We start from the raw sequence: 18,317 nt of genomic DNA, 5'->3' as shown, positions 1-18,317 counted from the left end.
ATCGGGTCTGTCTGAAAAATCAATTTTGTTTTTTTTTATTAATTCAATTGCATTGAAGTAATAATGTTTTTTATTTTATTGTCCAAAATGCTTTCTACTTCGTTGAAATCTTCAACTGAATCCAATTCCGTATTTACACTGATATAGAATTTTATTTTAGGCTCCGTTCCACTTGGTCTGGCGCAAATTTTTGAACCGTCTTCGGTATAATAAATCAATACGTTCGATTTTGGAATTTCCATTTTGGTTTCCTCATCAGTAAGCAAGTTTTTAGCTATTGAAGATTGGTAATCCTCTACCATCACAACTCTTTGTCCGTTGATTTCTTTCAATGGATTTTCACGCAAATCAATCATCATCTGATTAATTTCCTGTAAGCCATCCATTCCTTTTTTGGTCAATGAAACTAAATATTCTTTGTAAAAACCGTTATCAACATACAGTTGCAGTAATTCTTTGTAAACCGTGCTTCCTTTTGCTTTGGCTTGAGCCGCAACTTCGCAAATCAATAAAGTAGCTGCAACAGCATCTTTATCACGTACGGCATCGCCTACCATATAACCAAAACTTTCTTCGCCACCACCAATGAATTCCAACTCAGGAAAATCCTTAATCATTTTGGCAATCCATTTGAAACCAGTCAAACCAACTTTGCATTCTACACCGTAGTTTGTTGCTAATTCCATCATCATAGGAGTAGAAACGATTGTAGAACCCACAAATTGTTTGCCATTGATTTTACCTGCTTTTTTCCATTGTTCCAATAAAAATGCAGTCATCAAAATCATGGTTTGATTTCCGTTAAGCAACGTCATTTTGCCATCGTTATTTCTAACGGCAATTCCTAAACGGTCACAGTCAGGATCAGTCCCAATAACGATATCCGAATTTGTCTTGTCTGCCAATGCCAATGCCATTGTCAATGCTTCCGGCTCTTCAGGATTTGGAGATTTTACGGTTGGGAAATCACCATTTGGTACTCTTTGTTCTTCAACAATATTCACATTAGGATAACCCGCTTGCGATAAAGTATCAGGAACTAATTTTATAGATGTTCCGTGCAAAGAAGTGAAAACAATATTCAGATTTTTTTTGGCTTCAGCCGAAGTTCCAAAACTCGCATTCTCGATAGTCGATTTTATAAAAGCTTCATCAACTTCTGTATCAATATAGTGTATCAAATCTTCATTGGCAGTAAACTTGATTTGATTGTAATTTAAATTTTCAATAACATTGATGATTCCCTCATCTTCCGGCGGCACAATTTGTCCACCATCTTGCCAGTACACTTTGTATCCGTTATATTCCGGTGGATTGTGAGATGCCGTAAGAACAATTCCGCACTGACAGCCTAAATGTTTCACTGCAAATGACAATTCTGGAGTAGGTCTCAATTCCGAAAACAAATACACTTCAATTCCGTTAGCCGAGAAAACATCCGCAACTAATTTGGCCAACGTATCACTATTATGACGACAATCGTAAGCAATAACCGCTTTCAAAGGCTGGTTAGGAAATGCAGTATGCAAGTAATCCGAAAGTCCTTGCGTGCTTTTTCCAAGTGTGTATTTATTGATGCGATTGTTTCCCACACCCATAACTCCGCGCATTCCGCCAGTTCCAAATTCAAGATTTTTATAAAAACTCTCTTCCAGTTCTTTAGGCGATGTAGTCATCAATTCTTTAATCGCTTCCTGCGTAGCGGTGTCAAATGTTGGCGTAAGCCACTCATTTACTGCGTCCAAAATGTTTTGTTTGATATCCATTCGATATGTTTTTAGTTTCTAAATTCGTAATTAAAATTTAAATACAGTTGTTTTGTTTTAGGAGCTATATCCTGCTATTCGCTGTATCTTTTTCTTTTTTTAAAGAAAAAAAAGAAAAAGGATGCCGCTGTTATCAGGGCTAGTTATAGTGTAAACGATAACTATTATCTTTAAATTTAGTTTTAGTTAAATTTATAAAAAATTAACTTCACTCGACACTTTATAACGCTCTTCATTATTTTTTGTTCGCAAAATTATTTCGCCAAGAAATCCGGCCAAAAATAATTGTGTTCCCAAAATCATTGTCGTAAGTGCGATGTAAAACCAAGGATTATTTGTTACCAGACTATAGCGCATGTCATTATACATATGATATAGTTTTGAAATACCAATATATCCGGCAAGCATAAACCCGATAATAAACATTAACGATCCCATGGCACCAAATAAATGCATCGGTCTTTTTCCAAAACGAGAAAGAAACCAAATGGTAATTAAATCCAAGAAACCATTGATGAAACGTTCCATACCAAACTTGGTCTCACCGTATTTTCTGGCTTGATGCTGTACTACTTTTTCGCCAATTTTTCCAAAACCGGCATTTTTTGCCAAAACCGGAATGTATCGGTGCATTTCGCCCGAAACTTCAATGTTTTTTACAACAACATTTTTGTACGCTTTCAGTCCGCAATTGAAATCATTCAATTCAACTCCCGAAGTTTTTCTCGCAGCCCAGTTGAATAATTTAGAAGGCAAGTTTTTTGCCACTACGGAGTCGTAGCGTTTCTTTTTCCATCCGGAAACCAAATCATATTTACCGTTGGTAATCATATCATACAATCCCGGAATTTCCTCTGGACTGTCCTGCAAATCAGCATCCATAGTAATAATTACATCGCCTTGCGCTTTTGCAAAACCAGCATGCAATGCTTGTGATTTTCCAAAATTTTTCATGAAACGAACCCCTTTTACATGAGGGTTTTCTTGTGCAAATCCTTCAATAATAGTCCATGAATTATCAGTACTTCCATCATCCAGAAAAATGATTTCGTACGTATAATTATGAGATTGCATCACTTTGATGATCCAGGTGTATAGTTCATTAAGTGATTCCTCTTCATTAAGAAGCGGTATGAGTATAGATAAATTCATTAATTTTTATTCTTGTGTAGATTTACTTTTAAAGAATGCTGCCAAAATTAATCCGAAAATTGAACTAAAAACAATACTAAAAATAGATCCTTTTAGTAATTCCAATGTAGAATAAGGATTGTTTTCTTTCATTTTTGCTATAGCGTCGTTAATGGCTGATGCTGGTGTACCAAATTTTTGCATCATGTTGACAGTATATTTAATCATTAATTCACTTAAAGTCTCTTTAGCAGAAGGATCAATAAAATTGAATAAAAGAACATTAAAAAGTGTTGAAATTAAAATACCTATTAGTGTAGCAATGAAGTAAGTTGTAAACGCATCTTTGAAAGAGAAAACATTGTTGAGCTCTTTTTTTGTTTTCGAAAGTAAAATAATTCCCAATGTAAGATAAACCAAAATACTTAAAACTCCAATCCACCAAGAAGTAAACAAATTTAAATCAATAGCGTAAATTGTTGAAGTAATTAATGCAGAAACAATTCCAATTGTTACTCCAAAGGTTATTCCATTCTTTTTAATAATTTCATTTATCATTGTTGTTGTTTTAGAATTAATCCACAAATATAACAATTCCCAATATATTCGTAGCTAAAAATCGTTTTTTACGATTATATAAAAAAAGTGATACAAAGATTTGTTTATTGGAAAATAATTGTAAATTTGCAAACTCAAAATAATATTGTAAAACAAAAAGTTATAAGGAGTTTATACCTTTTCTGTTAGAAGAAAAGCTTCAAGACTAATTATAATTAACAAATAAAAAAGATTAACAAGATGAAAAAAGGAATTCACCCAGAAAATTACAGATTAGTTGCATTTAAAGACATGTCAAATGACGAAGTTTTTATCACTAAATCTACTGCAGATACAAAAGAAACATTAACAGTTGACGGAGTTGAATATCCAGTTGTGAAAATGGAGATCTCTAGAACTTCTCACCCTTTTTACACAGGTAAATCTAAACTTATTGATACTGCAGGACGTATTGATAAATTCAAAACTAAATACGCTAAACACGTTAAATAATTTTAACTCGTTTTCAAATACAATTAAGCCTTCCTTTTTGGGAGGCTTTTTTATTTTTATCTATTTGAAAACTTTGTAACTTTGGTGTCAATATTATTAAAACGGCAGGTTGATGAAATTAATTTTCGAATCAACAAATAACCGAATCAACAAATAAACAATTTTATGAATTACATACTTTTTGACGGACCTTCCAGAAACGCTTTATTGCCTTTTACTTTCACGCGTCCGGTTGCGGATATTCTTATTGGAATCATGACCATTCGTCAAAAATGGGAAATGCGTTTGGGTTCTACCACAACTACATTGACAGAGGAATATTTGTCTGAGAAATTCCCAATGGTAGAATTAGAAGAGAATGTAATGATAAATGCTTCCTTTCTTCCTAATGATGTTTTAGCAGAGATGGTTAGTAATCTGGAACCCAATCAGGCTATTTTCAAAGGAGACGAAGTAATTGCTTTTTATACCAATGATGAGCAGGAAGAAGTAAATTTTGATACCTATGAAATTATTGAATATACTGATGATTGCTTGACTGTTGAGCATACTTGGGATATTTTTTCTAAAAATGATGCTGCGATACGAGAAGATTTTGAATACCTGACAGAGGATAGAAAATCACAACCAATACCAAAAAGTGTCAATGTCATTGCACCTGAAAATATATTTATAGAAGAAGGGGCAAAGTTAGAATTTGTGACTTTAAATGCTTCTGCAGGTCCTATTTATATTGGTAAAGATTCAGAAATCATGGAAGGTTCCGTAATCAGAGGACCTTTTGCCTTGTGCGAAAATGCACAAGTGAAAATGGCTTCAAAAGTATATGGTGCTACAACCGTAGGACCTTATTCCAGAATTGGTGGTGAAGTAAAAAATGTGGTGCTTTTTGCATATTCAAATAAAGGGCATGATGGGTTTTTAGGAGATTCTGTTCTTGGCGAATGGTGTAATATTGGAGCCGACAGTAATAATTCTAATCTAAAGAATAATTACGAAGAAGTGAAATTGTGGAGTTATGAAACGGAAGGTTTTGCTAAAACTGGACTTCAGTTTTGCGGATTGATGATGGGAGACCACAGTAAATGTGGCATTAACACCATGTTCAATACGGGAACGGTAGTAGGCGTAAGCGCTAATATCTTTGGCAGCGGATTTCCTCGCAACTTTGTGCCTAGCTTTTCTTGGGGTGGCGCTTCTGGTTTTACCACTTATGTGACCAAGAAAGCTTTTGAAACGGCTCGATTAGTGATGAGTCGTAGAAACGTAGATTTTGACGAAAGAGAAGCCGCTATTCTTGAACATGTTTTTGAGGAATCAAAAAAGTGGAGAAAAGAATAATTTCTCATTTTAGATATAAAAAAAGCCTCTTGATAGAGGCTTTTTATTTTAAGTTAACCTTTATTGATAGGCATAAATAAGCGAACCATTTTTTATCAAGTTAATCAAGGTGTTGGCATTATTGTCCGGAACTGAAAAACATCCCCAACTGAATTTACTAAACATCTTTTTTGACGAATGGACTACGATATTTCTTTTCAAAGCATTCGAATTTTTATCATTTTCCAACCCATCTAATCGTAAAGAATATCCCCACATCCCTTGATAGGTCTGTAATGTAAGATAGCATCCTAATGAAGTGGCTTTGCTTCCTTCAATATTGCTAAAAGAACTGGGAGTTAATCCTGTTCCTGAGCCGGAACCATGATCAACATTACTGGTTAGAAGTATTTTGTTGTTTTTTAAATCAATAACGTAGAGCCTTGCTTCGTTGATTGATTTTGAAAAATCAATGAGTGTAATAATATTTTTATTTTTGGCTTTAAAGCCCCATTTTGTTTGTACTTCGCAAGCTTTTTGTACAATTTCTTCATTGCTTTGGGCTGCAATAAACTGGAAAGCGCACAAGAGAATAATTGTTAATGTTTTTGTCATGATCTAGTTTTTAAATTTTCATTCAACCTATAAAAGTTAGGTTTTCGGTTTACGCATCGGTTTTATTTTCTACACCATTCTCCTGTTTTTACATTGTTTAAACAGGGATTACTATTTTCATAATGATTTAGGGATTTGTTGTTTTTAAGATTTAATGTTGTTTCAAATGAAAATATTTTTTGTAGTTAAACGTCTAATTATCAAATGCAAAACTATAAAAAAATACTATTATTGTGCGCTGTTTAAATTTTATATTTCTTTTATTCAAATTTTAAATTGTTATAAATTATTCAATTGTCCAATTCCTGAATTAATCTATCTTTGCACTTTTAAAAAACACTTGCTGAGAAGTCTAATAATCTAAGCAGTCTAAAAATCTAAAAATCTAAATGATTACAGTTAACGATATTTCTGTGCAGTTTGGTGGCACGACACTTTTTAGTGATGTTTCTTTTGCTATAAATGAAAATGATAAAATTGCCCTTATGGGTAAAAATGGAGCAGGAAAATCGACGCTTCTAAAAATTATTGCGGGTCAAAGTAAGCCTTCAACCGGTAATATTTCGGCACCAAAAGATGCTGTTGTGGCCTATTTGCCTCAGCATTTATTGACTACAGATGGTGCGACGGTGATGGAAGAAACTTCGAAAGCGTTTGGAGAAGTTTTTGCAATGAAAGCAGAAATCGATGAAATCAATGAGCAACTAACCATTCGTACTGATTACGAAAGTGATGCGTACATGAAATTGATCGAAAGAGTTTCGGACTTGAGCGAGAAATTTTATGCTATTGAAGAAATAAATTATGAAGCCGAAGTAGAGAAAATTCTAATCGGTTTGGGATTTGTTCGTGAAGATTTTAGCCGTCAGACTTCAGAGTTTTCCGGAGGATGGAGAATGCGAATCGAACTTGCCAAAATCCTTTTGCAAAAACCAGACTTAATTTTACTGGATGAGCCTACCAACCACATGGATATTGAAAGTATTCAATGGTTAGAGGATTTCTTGATTAATTCAGCCAAAGCTGTTGTGGTAATTTCTCACGACAGGGCTTTTGTAGATAATATTACGAATCGTACCATCGAAGTTACAATGGGACGTATTTATGATTATAAAGCCAAATATTCTCATTATTTGGAACTCAGAAAAGACAGACGTGTGCATCAACAAAAAGCATATGACGAGCAACAACGCATGATTGCTGATAACAGGACTTTTATTGATCGTTTTAAAGGGACATTTTCTAAAACGGATGCCGTTCAGTCTCGTGTTAAGATGTTAGAGAAGCTGGTTATTGTTCAGGTTGACGAGGTGGATACTTCGGCTTTGAAACTAAAATTTCCGCCTGCTGCACGTTCCGGACAATATCCGGTAATTGTAAAGGATTTGTCAAAATCATATGGCGATCATGTGGTTTTTTCGAATGCAAATATGGTTATCGAAAGAGGAGAAAAAGTAGCTTTCGTAGGGAAAAATGGGGAAGGAAAATCGACGATGATCAAAGCCATTATGAAAGAAATCGAAATAAATGGTGGAAGTTTAGAGATTGGTCATAATGCACAAATTGGTTATTTTGCCCAAAATCAAGCCTCTTTATTAGACGAAAATGCTACTATTTTTGAAACTATTGATGATATTGCCGTGGGGGATGTTCGAACTAAAATTAAAGATATTTTAGGGGCTTTCATGTTTCAGGGTGATGATGTGACCAAAAAAGTGAAAGTGCTTTCCGGTGGTGAGAAAACGCGTTTGGCAATGATTAAATTATTGTTGGAACCAGTGAATTTATTGATTCTCGATGAGCCTTCGAATCACTTGGACATGAAAACCAAAGATATTATCAAAGATGCGTTGCGTGATTTTGACGGAACATTAATTTTGGTTTCTCACGACAGGGATTTCTTGGATGGATTGGCAACTAAAGTTTTCGAATTCGGAAACAAAAGAGTAGTAGAGCATTTTGAAGATATTACCGGTTTCTTGGCAAATAAAAAAATGGACAGTATGCGAGAGATAGAAAAATAGTCTTTGGTAAGAACAGTTTATAAATACTAAAACGGCATGCGGATAACGCATGCCGTTTTTATTTAAGTCAATTTTTGAGTAGTTTTTCTGCAGTAAAACGATAGTGATTTTTGAATGTAATTTTTTATATATAAAAGGTTAAAGTGCTTGTTATTAAGTATTTAATTTTAAATTTTTCGTACCTTGTGTAGTAATTGAATTTCAATGTATAAAATTTTTAGTCATGAAAAAATTAATTTTATCCTTAGTCTTTTTAGCTACTACGCTGTTTAGTGTGCCTCTGTTTTCACAAATAGACAACAGACCGGTAGCTTTGGGTATGCCGGGTGATAACCTTAATCTTTATGCTGTATTAGATATTTTTCAAAAATCAAAAACTTTAGAAGAATTTGAAAGAGCAATTAATGATAAAGATACCAATGTTAATAATCTTGATTTGAATAATGATGGCTATGTCGATTATATTCAGGTAGTTAGTTATAGAGAAGGCGATTCTTATTCAATAGTCCTTCGCGTAGCGGTAAATAGAATTGAATATCAGGATGTGGCCGTTATAGAAGCCAATAAAAATAGATACGGGAAGGTTGTTATTCAAATTATAGGCGATGAAGAATTGTATGGTGAAGATTATATTCTGGAACCTTCAGCAGGGGATGGGTATGCGCCAAATCCAGGCTATTTAGGTTATGAAAGAACGTACACGGGTAATTATTGGAATGGAGTTTTATATGTTAACAATTGGCCAATAATAATCAATTTATTTTCTCCGTCATTTGTAGTTTATATATCTCCGTGGCGTTGGGGTTATTATCCGTCTTATTGGCGTGCATGGACTCCCATTTACTACTATAATTATTGGGATTACCACCGTCATTATTATAGAAATGATTTTTATCGCAGAGTGGGATATGTACGATATCCGCTTGCGTATTCCTATTATTATTCCAGAAGGAACAGTTCTCCGATGGTAAGGAGAAACAGAGTCAATAATGTTTATAGAGATACCTATCAAGGAAGAAGTTTTACAAGACCGCAAGGAACAGTTCTTCCTAGAACTCGAGAACAAATGAGAGGCGACCGTTCTGTAAATCCTCGAACCTCCCGTTCGGATCAGCCCATGAGACCTACAAGACGTCAAAATATAGAAGAAAATCGTCAACAAAACCCTTCATCAGCGCGTCCTGTTCGGCCTGCATCGCCAACAAATCGCCAACCGGCTCCAAGAAGCCGACAAGATAATCCTGCAACTGCACGTCCATCTCGATCCAATGCGCCGTCAAGTCGTCAACAAAACGAAGGAGCTCGTTCTGCTCCATCTAGAAGACCTATGGAGAAATCGGCTCCGGAAAGAACGAATAATCCTTCTCGTGGTAAGGATAGAAATTAATACGGGTTTTGAATTTTCATTAAATAAAAAAGGCTGTGTTTTTATATGACACAGCCTTTTTTTATAATCGTATTCCAGGAGGCAACAGCTCTTTGTAGACAGGATTTTTTTTGAAAAACGCCACTATTTTAGGCTGGATAGGAACAACTTTTAATTTTCGTTCAATCGCAATTTCCATGATATTTTTTAGAAAATTAGAAACGAATTCCTCGTTTTTGAATGTTTCCGGTACATTTAATTTTGTCAGAAATATTTTTTTCTCCTGAAAAGAATACTCAACTGAGATTAATTCTTTTTCAACTATAGTTTCAAATTGTCTTGAAAAAGTATTGTCTTTGATTTCCATAGTGATTGCTGTATCCATACTAATTAACGCTAATTCATTGGCACTTCTACCAATAGTATTTTTGATTTGGTACTGATTTTAATTTCGAATTGATCAAAATCGGTTATTCCCATGGCATCTCTTGCCTTCAAAGTTTGATTATTCACTTCTATTTCGCCCTCAATCAAAAATAAATAGACACCATTTTTAGGGATTTTAACCTCATATTTAGTGGTGGTATTGCTATCGAAAATGCCTAAATGGAAAAAGGTTTTTTGGTAAACCCAAAGTGCATTTCCGTCATTTTTATCCTTTGGCGAAACGATGTTTACAAAGGTATTGATTTGATTTTCAATATCAAATGATTTTTGGTCATATCTTGGAGCCACGTTTTCGGTGTCAGGAAAAACCCATAATTGCAGTGTTTTTGCTTCGTTTTTCTGGCTGGCATTCATTTCAGAATGTTCTACTCCAGATCCGGCACTCATTACCTGCACTTCTCCAAAACCAATTACACCTTCATTTCCCATACTGTCGCGATGTTGCAGCCCGCCTTCGAGCGGAATAGTGATGATTTCCATATTGGCATGGCCATGAGTACCAAAACCTGATCCGCCCGCAATAGTATCGTCATTTAAAACGCGTAACATTCCGAATTGTACGCGTTCTGGATTGAAATAATTTCCGAAAGAAAAAGAAAAATTGGCTTTAAGCCATCCAAAATCGGCCTTGCCTCTTGTATTTGATTTAAATAGTTGTGTAGTCATAAATTATTGATAATATAAAGTGAAAAGTGAATAGGGTTTGAATAAAAAAATTATTTTTATACAAAATTCGCCATAAAAAGACTGAATTTTGTTATAAAATAGTTAAAACAATTATGAGTAAAATCGCAGTTTATTTAATGCCGGGATTAGCGGCAAGTACAACCATTTTTGAGCGAATTGCACTTCCCGAAGAAATGTTTGAAATAGTCTTGTTGGAGTGGGAAATCCCTCTTAATAATGAGTCTTTGACGGATTATGCCAAGAGAATTGCAGATAAAATTACGCATCCGAATCCGGTTTTGATTGGGGTTTCGTTCGGAGGTATTTTGGTACAGGAAATGGCTAAATATGTCGAAGCCAGAAAAATAATTATTATTTCGAGTGTCAAAAGTAATGTGGAATTTCCCAGAAGAATGAAAATTGCTAAAACTACCAAAGCTTATAAATTAATTCCCATGAATCTGATAGCAAATATTGAAAGTCTTGCTAAGTTTTCCTTTGGCGAAAAAGTAAACCAAAGGCTCAAGCTATACGAGAAATTTCTCTCGGTTAGGGATATTCGTTATTTGAATTGGGCAGTGGAACAGGTGATTTTATGGGATAGAACGGTTGTTGACGAGAATGTAATCCACATCCATGGAGATATGGATGATGTATTTCCTATAAAATATATCAAGAATTGTGTCGTTGTAAAAGGAGGGACGCACATTATGATTTTGAATAAGTACAAATGGTTGAATGAAAATTTGCCTTCCATTATATTGGGAACAGAAAAGAAGTAAACGCACTTTTATAGCTATATGAAAGGTCTAAAAAAGAAAAGATGAAATTGATTAATAAAGCTGCCATAATCCTTACCGTGATTTTTGCGAGTAGTGTATTTATTTTTGCCGCTAAAAATCCGACAGAGGAAAAAGAGGTTGCAAAAGAAATAGCGGGTGATTTTCCTGTGAAATTAGATTTTGCAGGCGAGGAAACACCTTTAAAAATATCAGATGTAAAAGAACGTTTGGATAGGGAATTGCTGGTAAATGTAAATCTGCATGCTTCTACTATTTTGGCTATAAAAAGAGCGAATCGTGCTTTTCCTGTAATTGAGCCTATTTTAAAAAAGAACGGAATTCCGGATGATTTTAAGTATTTGGCAGTTATAGAAAGTGGCTTGGTCAATGTGGTTTCCCCAGCAGGAGCAAGAGGAATTTGGCAGTTCATGCCGGATACGGCTAAAGAACGCGGAATGGAAGTCAATGAAAATGTGGATCAGCGCTATGATTTAGAAAAATCAACGCAAGCAGCTTGCAGTTATTTTTTGAGTGCCAAAGGAAAATTTGGAAGCTGGACTTTGGCGGCAGCCTCTTATAACGGAGGAATGACGGGTGTCAATAAACAAATTGACATTCAAAAAGTGACGAATTATTACGATTTGTTGCTTACCGAAGAAACGTCTCGCTATGTTTTTAGGATTTTAGCCTTGAAAGAAATCATGGAGAATCCCGTAAAATATGGATTTACAATTGCTTCCGAAGATTTATATGCAACGTTACCAACCAAGAAAATCGAAATAGACAGTACGATTACAGATTTGGCTGATTTTGCAAAAGGGCAAGGGATTAACTATAAGATTTTAAAAATTCACAACCCTTGGCTCAGAGAAACGAAACTAATAAATGATACCGGTAAAAAATACCAAATCGAAATTCCGTTAAAAGGATATTAACTATTCTTAAACTATATAAAGCATTTAAGGAAATATAACCCACGTAAAAACTTATATTTCTTATATGGTTAATAAAAAATGGGGAGTAGCTTTGTTCTCCAAAAATTTAGGATATAACCAAATAAAAAAGGGTCAAATGTGTATCATTTGACCCTTTTTCGATAATTATAAAAAAAATTATATTTTTTTCATTTGTTCTTTCATCATGACAATCTGATCTTTCAACATGTTTTGTTTGTCTAATTTTTTGGCTTCATTCAATAACGTAGTAGCTTCTAATTTTCTTCTGCGTGTCATGGCAACTCCGGCTAAGTTTAATTTGGCTACAGCCAAATCCATATCCATTGATAATCCCAGTTCAATTGCTTTTTTGAAAAATTTCTCTGCTTGATTGATATTGGTTTGCGAAAGCATGATTCCGTGTAGGTAATTAAAGTATCCTTGTTGTTTTCTTACCAAAGCTGTTTCCGGGTTTTTGATGTAAGCCAACCATTTTTTGGCTCCTTCAAAATCTTGTTTTCTTAATTTTAAGAAGGCTAATAAGATGAATTCGTTTTTAAAGTAAAGGAAAATAGGAATTGCACTCAATAATATAAGGAAAATTCCATTACCGATATTGCTTTCCGTGAATTGCCAAATGCCAGTAATGATAATTAGTCCGGCGATAATAAGTTTAATATTTCTGTGAAACATAGTGTGATTATTTTAAGATGACAAATATAGTAAAATGAATTGAAAATATTTTTACAAAACTGCTTGTGAGAAAAAAAAGTCTTTGTATATTTGCACTCGGTTTTAGAATAACAGTTATTCAAAAATAGGAAGACATATAAATAAGATTTTAAAGATACAAAGCAATGAGCAAAAGAACGTTTCAACCATCGAAAAGAAAAAGAAGAAATAAGCACGGATTTATGGACAGAATGGCTTCTGCAAATGGAAGAAAAGTTCTTGCGCGTAGAAGAGCTAAAGGAAGACATAAATTGACTGTTTCTTGCGAACCAAGACACAAAAAATAATGTTTCTATAAACATAAATAAGGCGTTACTTTTTTTAGTATCGCCTTTTTTTATACCTATTCGTTAAAAAAAGTTTAAGATTTACAGTTAAAGGGTTTGAGTTCAGTAACTTTAATCTTTTGAAGACAACAACTACACAACACAATAATACCATACAATGCCAAAAGATACATCTATAAAATCAGTTTTAATAATAGGTTCAGGTCCTATTGTTATTGGTCAAGCGTGCGAATTTGATTATGCGGGATCGCAATCTGCCCGTTCTATTCGTGAAGAAGGAATTGAAGTTATTTTGATAAACTCCAATCCGGCAACGATTATGACCGACCCAAGTATGGCCGATCATATTTATTTGAAGCCATTAACGACCAAGTCAATTATTGAAATCCTTAAAGCACATCCTCAAATCGATGCCGTTTTACCTACAATGGGTGGACAAACCGCTTTGAACTTGTGTCTGGAGGCAGATGAAAAAGGAATTTGGGAAGATTTCGGAGTACGATTAATCGGGGTTGATGTAAACGCCATTAATATTACCGAAGACAGAGAGCAATTTAAGCAATTGCTTCAAAAAATAAATGTACCAACTGCACCTGCAAAAACGGCTACTTCTTTCTTGGAAGGAAAAGAAATTGCACAGGAATTTGGTTTCCCGTTAGTAATTTGTCCTTCGTTTACACTTGGGGGAACTGGAGCAGCTTTTGTACATACCAAAGAAGAATTTGACGAAAAACTAACCTACGGATTAGAAATGTCACCCATTCATGAAGTTTTAATTGATAAAGCTTTAATAGGTTGGAAAGAATACGAATTGGAATTATTGAGAGATAAAAATGACAATGTTGTTATTATCTGTTCTATCGAAAATATGGATCCAATGGGAATTCATACCGGAGATTCCATCACGGTTGCACCAGCAATGACATTATCAGATACGACTTTTCAAAAGTTGCGTGATATGGCAATCTTGATGATGCGCAGTATCGGAAATTTTGCAGGAGGTTGTAACGTGCAGTTTGCCGTTTCACCAGATGATAAAGAAGATATCGTAGCGATTGAAATCAATCCTCGTGTATCTCGTTCCTCAGCTTTGGCATCAAAAGCAACGGGTTATCCTATTGCAAAAATTGCTTCTAAACTGGCTTTAGGTTACAATTTAGATGAATTACAAAACCAAATTACCAAATCGACTTCGGCTTTATTCGAACCGACTTTGGATTATGTGATTGTTAAAATTCCACGTTGGAACTTTGATAAATTTGAAGGAGCTGACAGAACGTTAGGACTTCAAATGAAATCCGTAGGTGAAGTAATGGGTATTGGACGTTCGTTCCAAGAAGCCTTGCACAAAGCGACTCAATCATTGGAAATCAAAAGAAATGGTTTGGGTGCCGACGGGAAAGGATACACTAACTACGAACAAATTATCGAGAAACTGACTTTTGCAAGTTGGGACCGTGTTTTCGTGATTTATGATGCTATCGCGATGGGAATTCCATTGAGCCGTATTCATGAAATCACTAAAATCGATATGTGGTTCTTGAAACAATACGAAGAACTTTATACTTTAGAGAAAGAAATTTCGAACTATAAAGTTTCGAATCTTCCAAAAGAATTGTTGCTTGAAGCGAAACAAAAAGGTTTTGCTGACAGACAAATTGCTCACATGATGAACTGTCTGGAAAGTGAAGTGCATACGTTGCGTATGGATAAGAACATCAACCGCGTCTTTAAATTGGTTGATACTTGTGCCGCAGAATTCAAAGCTAAAACACCATATTACTACTCTACTTTTGAGGCTGAAATCGAAAAAGCAAACGGCGAACGTTATGTAGATAACGAAAGTGTTGTAACTGATAAAAAGAAAATCATTGTTTTAGGTTCAGGACCAAACAGAATTGGACAAGGAATCGAGTTTGATTATTCTTGTGTTCACGGAGTTTTGGCAGCAAAAGAATGTGGTTATGAGACGATTATGATTAACTGTAATCCGGAAACAGTTTCGACTGATTTTGATACAGCTGATAAATTATACTTCGAACCCGTTTTCTGGGAACATATTTACGACATCATTCAGCATGAAAAACCAGAAGGTGTAATCGTTCAATTAGGTGGACAAACAGCCTTGAAATTGGCTGAAAAGCTTTCTAAATACGGAGTAAAGATTATAGGAACCAGCTTTGATGCACTTGATTTAGCCGAAGACAGAGGACGTTTCTCTGAATTGTTAACTGATCTGAATATTCCTTTCCCACAATTCGGGATTGCTGAAACAGCTGATGAAGCTTCTGCCTTAGCAGATACTTTAGACTTTCCATTATTGATTCGTCCTTCGTATGTGTTAGGTGGTCAGGGAATGAAAATCGTAATCAACAAGAAAGAGTTGGAAGAGCATGTTATCAATTTATTGAAAACAATTCCAGGGAATAAATTGCTGTTAGATCATTATTTGGCCGGAGCAATCGAAGCGGAAGCCGATGCAATTTGTGATGCGGATGGTAATGTGTACATCATAGGAATTATGGAGCACATCGAACCTTGCGGAGTACACTCTGGAGATAGTAATGCTACTTTGCCTCCTTTTAACTTAGGAGAATTTGTGATGCAACAAATAAAAGATCATACCGTTAAAATTGCTAAAGCGTTAAAAACTGTAGGTCTAATCAATATTCAGTTTGCTATAAAAGATGATACGGTTTACATTATCGAGGCAAATCCTAGAGCTTCTAGAACTGTTCCATTTATTGCAAAAGCATACGGAGAACCTTATGTAAACTATGCTACTAAAGTAATGTTAGGTCACAATAAAGTAACCGATTTCAAATTCAATCCACAGTTGAAAGGATATGCGATCAAGCAACCAGTTTTCTCTTTCAGCAAGTTCCAAAATGTAAACAAAGCATTAGGACCAGAAATGAAATCAACAGGAGAAAGCATCTTGTTTATTGATGACTTGAAAGACGATCAATTCTACGAATTGTACTCCAGAAGAAAAATGTATTTGAGTAAATAAAACTTGAATGTATATATTGAAAAAGCCCCGTTTGGGGCTTTTTTTGTTGAATAGTGTTTCTTGTTTGATAATAATTACGGGGTCAAAGTCGGAGACATTTATCCCAACGAATTCTATATTTTGTCAATAGTTTTAACCCAACTTGCAGACTTTAGCTTGTAAACCTTTGTTTAAAAAGGAAATCTTGTTTTAGGATTTCAGATTTGGGGACTACAAATTTTTTCCTGGTAAAGGGACATTTTTTATAGTTTAGGGCTAAGTAAATTTCCTTTAGTTTAGGGCTTGGCTCTGAACATTTCTTAATTTCGATTGTGTTTTCAAGTACATCTTTTATCTCTGTTGTAACTAACTTTTGAGTATTTGCAATTCTCATAATTTCTTGCCAATCGTGATTTATTTTTTTTACTTTTAGTTGATATCTAATCGTATTTACGATCCAATAGGCTAACAATCCAAGGTTTAAATGTGCCATAGTTGACTCATCGTTCTGATGATAAATAGGTCGTAAATCCAAGTCTGTTTTTAACGTTCTAAAAGTACTTTCAATTTCTCGTATGCAATTGTATATTCTCCAAATTGTTTGCTCATCCCTTTCTTTTAGAGACGTTTTTATAAAATAAACGCCATGTTCTTTTTTCTGATTTATTTGACTTTCTTTGACCTCCCATTTCATAGAAGTTACCTTGCTCGTTTTTTGGTCAACCAATAAATCAATTTGGTAATGCTTGGCTATTGAGGGATATTTTTGTTGCAATCGCCCTATTTTTTGATTTATAATTTCTTGCTTTTTTATCCCCGATTTTTTGGCTAATCCATTGGCAAGTTTGGTTAATGTGTCTTCATAAAGGGTTTTAAATTTGCGATTCATTGAACGTTCTTTCATTGCTTTCATGTCGCTTTTCACCTTGAAAACACACTGATTTTGTTCTTCACCTTCAATTTCATTCAGCTCTATTTTCTGATTTTTTTTGTCATAAACTATTGTAGGGATTTCATTTTTTAAGGCATATTTTTTGGGTTTAGTACGGCTTACACATAAATAATCATATCCTTTTTCTGTCACCAATTTCAAGTTTTCGTCAGTGGCAATACCAGCATCCATAATCACCAAAGCCTTTTTTGTGGACTCACTCGTAGCCTCACGAAGGCTATCAATCATATCGGACAAGGTCTTGCAATCGGCCATATTCCCTTGGTAGATATTGGAATATTTCAAAAAGCCTTCTACATTTACAACAGCTGCCAAAACAACTAGTTTGGCATCGGTTCGCTTTTCCTTGCTACGTCCGTACTGAGCTAAATCACTGTTCTTTTTCTGACCTTCAAAATAGGTATTGGTTAGGTCATACAAATAAAATTTATCTTCAATATCAAATAATTCATTGGTCTTTTGAGACAAATATTTTTCCATCTCATCTTTAACTTGATACAAATTTAAGGCAGATTGATATAATTTATCCTTTGTTATTTTTTTGATAGGATAAGCGGTTAATTCACAAATAGCCGAATTTTCTTTTATCCATTTACTGGTTCTGTTTTCGCTCGCGGGATAAACGGCTCTGCTTATAATTTGAGTGAGTGCCAATTGAACTTGTTCTTCCGGCCAATTTTTATCCAATAAAAACTGGTCTATTTTTAGTTGCTTCAATGTTTGCAAACTCATCCATTCACCTCCTAGTTCACGTGCTTCAGTGTGTTTTAGTGTGTTCAAATCTACACTGTGAATGTCTTTTTGGGAAGAATGAGAATTATCTATTTTGTTTGATTTTAGTATTTTGGAATACAATTCATCAATATACTCCCAAAGATGTTCTTGAAAATCATCTTCAAACAAGCTGTTTTTTCCATTGAGTTTTTCAGTCAATTTTTTCTGGATATAATTCAATTCCTCAGCCGTTAAATGGTCTATAAATCCAGCAGTTACAATAGTTCTGTTTCTAACAATATCGTTTTGATCACGAAAACTCTCTACCAATCGGTAGTAGGATTCCATTTTGCCTGTTTCAGGATTTCGACGAAAAGTAGATTTGAAATACATTTAGTAAAAATCGGAAATATCCCCATTAAAGACAAGATTTGCTGGGGACTACAAAACGGAATTTACCTAAAAAACACCTGTTTTGAATACAAAAAATACCAATTTTTAAATAAAAACTTACAGAAATGATTGTTAAAATGATGTA

16 protein-coding genes are annotated in these 18,317 nt (G+C 34.5%); 8 read left to right on the top strand and 8 right to left on the bottom strand.

The features are described 5' to 3' along the window. Positions 1–38: 38 nt before the first annotated feature. The 3 genes from Q1W72_RS04385 to Q1W72_RS04375 all read right to left on the bottom strand — a co-directional run bounded on the left by Q1W72_RS04385 (position 39) and on the right by Q1W72_RS04375 (position 3,455). Complete coding sequence (locus Q1W72_RS04385; RefSeq protein WP_302137453.1) at positions 39–1,766, bottom strand: phospho-sugar mutase; 1,728 nt, start codon at positions 1,764–1,766, stop codon at positions 39–41. Between the two features lie 192 nt (positions 1,767–1,958). Beyond that, the gene (locus Q1W72_RS04380; protein WP_302137452.1) at positions 1,959–2,918 is read right to left on the bottom strand and encodes a glycosyltransferase family 2 protein; all 960 of its coding nucleotides are present in this window, start codon (positions 2,916–2,918) and stop codon (positions 1,959–1,961) included. 6 nt (positions 2,919–2,924) lie between these two features. Then, the gene (locus Q1W72_RS04375; protein ID WP_099716094.1) at positions 2,925–3,455 is read right to left on the bottom strand and encodes a DUF4199 domain-containing protein; all 531 of its coding nucleotides are present in this window, start codon (positions 3,453–3,455) and stop codon (positions 2,925–2,927) included. 240 nt (positions 3,456–3,695) lie between these two features. On the opposite strand from Q1W72_RS04375, the gene Q1W72_RS04370 reads away from it, so the two are divergent. Both Q1W72_RS04370 and Q1W72_RS04365 read left to right on the top strand, forming a co-directional pair. After that, positions 3,696–3,947 carry a type B 50S ribosomal protein L31 gene (locus Q1W72_RS04370; RefSeq protein WP_099716093.1) on the top strand — a complete coding sequence of 84 codons (252 nt, stop codon included), beginning with the start codon at positions 3,696–3,698 and terminating at the stop codon, positions 3,945–3,947. A gap of 165 nt (positions 3,948–4,112) precedes the next feature. Continuing rightward, complete coding sequence (locus Q1W72_RS04365; protein WP_302137451.1) at positions 4,113–5,288, top strand: GlmU family protein; 1,176 nt, start codon at positions 4,113–4,115, stop codon at positions 5,286–5,288. A 60-nt stretch (positions 5,289–5,348) separates the two neighbouring features. On the opposite strand, the gene Q1W72_RS04360 is transcribed toward Q1W72_RS04365, so the two are convergent. Beyond that, positions 5,349–5,882, bottom strand: coding sequence for a murein L,D-transpeptidase catalytic domain family protein (locus Q1W72_RS04360; RefSeq protein WP_099716091.1), 534 nt, complete (start codon positions 5,880–5,882; stop codon positions 5,349–5,351). A 389-nt stretch (positions 5,883–6,271) separates the two neighbouring features. Here Q1W72_RS04360 and Q1W72_RS04355 point away from each other — a divergent pair, with 389 nt between their 5' ends. After that, positions 6,272–7,906, top strand: a complete 1,635-nt coding sequence (locus tag Q1W72_RS04355; RefSeq protein WP_099716090.1) for an ABC-F family ATP-binding cassette domain-containing protein — start codon at positions 6,272–6,274, stop codon at positions 7,904–7,906. Positions 7,907–8,129: 223 nt separating this feature from the next. After that, on the top strand, positions 8,130–9,293 hold the full coding sequence (locus tag Q1W72_RS04350) for a hypothetical protein (protein WP_302137450.1): 1,164 nt from the start codon (positions 8,130–8,132) through the stop codon (positions 9,291–9,293). Positions 9,294–9,354: 61 nt separating this feature from the next. On the opposite strand, the gene Q1W72_RS04345 is transcribed toward Q1W72_RS04350, so the two are convergent. Both Q1W72_RS04345 and Q1W72_RS04340 read right to left on the bottom strand, forming a co-directional pair. Next, positions 9,355–9,639, bottom strand: a complete 285-nt coding sequence (locus Q1W72_RS04345; protein WP_099716384.1) for a GNAT family N-acetyltransferase — start codon at positions 9,637–9,639, stop codon at positions 9,355–9,357. Between the two features lie 29 nt (positions 9,640–9,668). Continuing rightward, positions 9,669–10,385, bottom strand: a complete 717-nt coding sequence (locus Q1W72_RS04340) for a pirin family protein (protein ID WP_302137449.1) — start codon at positions 10,383–10,385, stop codon at positions 9,669–9,671. Between the two features lie 113 nt (positions 10,386–10,498). On the opposite strand from Q1W72_RS04340, the gene Q1W72_RS04335 reads away from it, so the two are divergent. Further along, positions 10,499–11,167, top strand: coding sequence for an alpha/beta hydrolase (locus Q1W72_RS04335; RefSeq protein WP_099716087.1), 669 nt, complete (start codon positions 10,499–10,501; stop codon positions 11,165–11,167). Positions 11,168–11,208: 41 nt separating this feature from the next. Continuing rightward, complete coding sequence (locus tag Q1W72_RS04330) at positions 11,209–12,102, top strand: lytic transglycosylase domain-containing protein (protein ID WP_099716086.1); 894 nt, start codon at positions 11,209–11,211, stop codon at positions 12,100–12,102. A gap of 177 nt (positions 12,103–12,279) precedes the next feature. Here the strand turns inward: Q1W72_RS04330 and Q1W72_RS04325 are convergent, their stop codons facing one another. Continuing rightward, positions 12,280–12,795, bottom strand: a complete 516-nt coding sequence (locus tag Q1W72_RS04325) for a hypothetical protein (RefSeq protein WP_099716085.1) — start codon at positions 12,793–12,795, stop codon at positions 12,280–12,282. A 164-nt stretch (positions 12,796–12,959) separates the two neighbouring features. Here Q1W72_RS04325 and rpmH point away from each other — a divergent pair, with 164 nt between their 5' ends. Next, a complete protein-coding gene (gene rpmH / locus Q1W72_RS04320) occupies positions 12,960–13,121 on the top strand; it encodes a 50S ribosomal protein L34 (protein WP_007136275.1) in 162 nt (53 codons plus the stop codon). 157 nt (positions 13,122–13,278) lie between these two features. Beyond that, positions 13,279–16,134 carry a carbamoyl-phosphate synthase large subunit gene (gene carB, locus Q1W72_RS04315; protein WP_302137448.1) on the top strand — a complete coding sequence of 952 codons (2,856 nt, stop codon included), beginning with the start codon at positions 13,279–13,281 and terminating at the stop codon, positions 16,132–16,134. 151 nt (positions 16,135–16,285) lie between these two features. Here carB and Q1W72_RS04310 read toward each other — a convergent pair whose 3' ends face one another. Beyond that, on the bottom strand, positions 16,286–18,172 hold the full coding sequence (locus Q1W72_RS04310) for an IS1634 family transposase (protein ID WP_302134830.1): 1,887 nt from the start codon (positions 18,170–18,172) through the stop codon (positions 16,286–16,288). Between the last annotated feature and the right edge of the window lie 145 nt (positions 18,173–18,317).

Source organism: Flavobacterium sp. ZE23DGlu08 (assembly GCF_030505335.1).
Lineage (GTDB): Bacteria > Bacteroidota > Bacteroidia > Flavobacteriales > Flavobacteriaceae > Flavobacterium > Flavobacterium algoritolerans.
The sequence above is the reverse complement of the archived record's forward strand: the minus strand, read 5'-3'. Positions and strand labels throughout refer to the sequence as shown.

Coding starts and splice junctions, on each gene's coding strand:
- rpmH (WP_007136275.1), top strand. CDS start 12,960: ATGAGCAAAAGAACGTTTCAACCATCGAAAAGAAAAAGAAGAAATAAG.
- carB (WP_302137448.1), top strand. CDS start 13,279: ATGCCAAAAGATACATCTATAAAATCAGTTTTAATAATAGGTTCAGGT.
- Q1W72_RS04370 (WP_099716093.1), top strand. CDS start 3,696: ATGAAAAAAGGAATTCACCCAGAAAATTACAGATTAGTTGCATTTAAA.
- Q1W72_RS04355 (WP_099716090.1), top strand. CDS start 6,272: ATGATTACAGTTAACGATATTTCTGTGCAGTTTGGTGGCACGACACTT.
- Q1W72_RS04350 (WP_302137450.1), top strand. CDS start 8,130: ATGAAAAAATTAATTTTATCCTTAGTCTTTTTAGCTACTACGCTGTTT.
- Q1W72_RS04325 (WP_099716085.1), bottom strand. CDS start 12,795: ATGTTTCACAGAAATATTAAACTTATTATCGCCGGACTAATTATCATT.
- Q1W72_RS04365 (WP_302137451.1), top strand. CDS start 4,113: ATGAATTACATACTTTTTGACGGACCTTCCAGAAACGCTTTATTGCCT.
- Q1W72_RS04360 (WP_099716091.1), bottom strand. CDS start 5,882: ATGACAAAAACATTAACAATTATTCTCTTGTGCGCTTTCCAGTTTATT.
- Q1W72_RS04385 (WP_302137453.1), bottom strand. CDS start 1,766: ATGGATATCAAACAAAACATTTTGGACGCAGTAAATGAGTGGCTTACG.
- Q1W72_RS04380 (WP_302137452.1), bottom strand. CDS start 2,918: ATGAATTTATCTATACTCATACCGCTTCTTAATGAAGAGGAATCACTT.
- Q1W72_RS04345 (WP_099716384.1), bottom strand. CDS start 9,639: ATGGAAATCAAAGACAATACTTTTTCAAGACAATTTGAAACTATAGTT.
- Q1W72_RS04310 (WP_302134830.1), bottom strand. CDS start 18,172: ATGTATTTCAAATCTACTTTTCGTCGAAATCCTGAAACAGGCAAAATG.
- Q1W72_RS04375 (WP_099716094.1), bottom strand. CDS start 3,455: ATGATAAATGAAATTATTAAAAAGAATGGAATAACCTTTGGAGTAACA.
- Q1W72_RS04335 (WP_099716087.1), top strand. CDS start 10,499: ATGAGTAAAATCGCAGTTTATTTAATGCCGGGATTAGCGGCAAGTACA.
- Q1W72_RS04340 (WP_302137449.1), bottom strand. CDS start 10,385: ATGACTACACAACTATTTAAATCAAATACAAGAGGCAAGGCCGATTTT.
- Q1W72_RS04330 (WP_099716086.1), top strand. CDS start 11,209: ATGAAATTGATTAATAAAGCTGCCATAATCCTTACCGTGATTTTTGCG.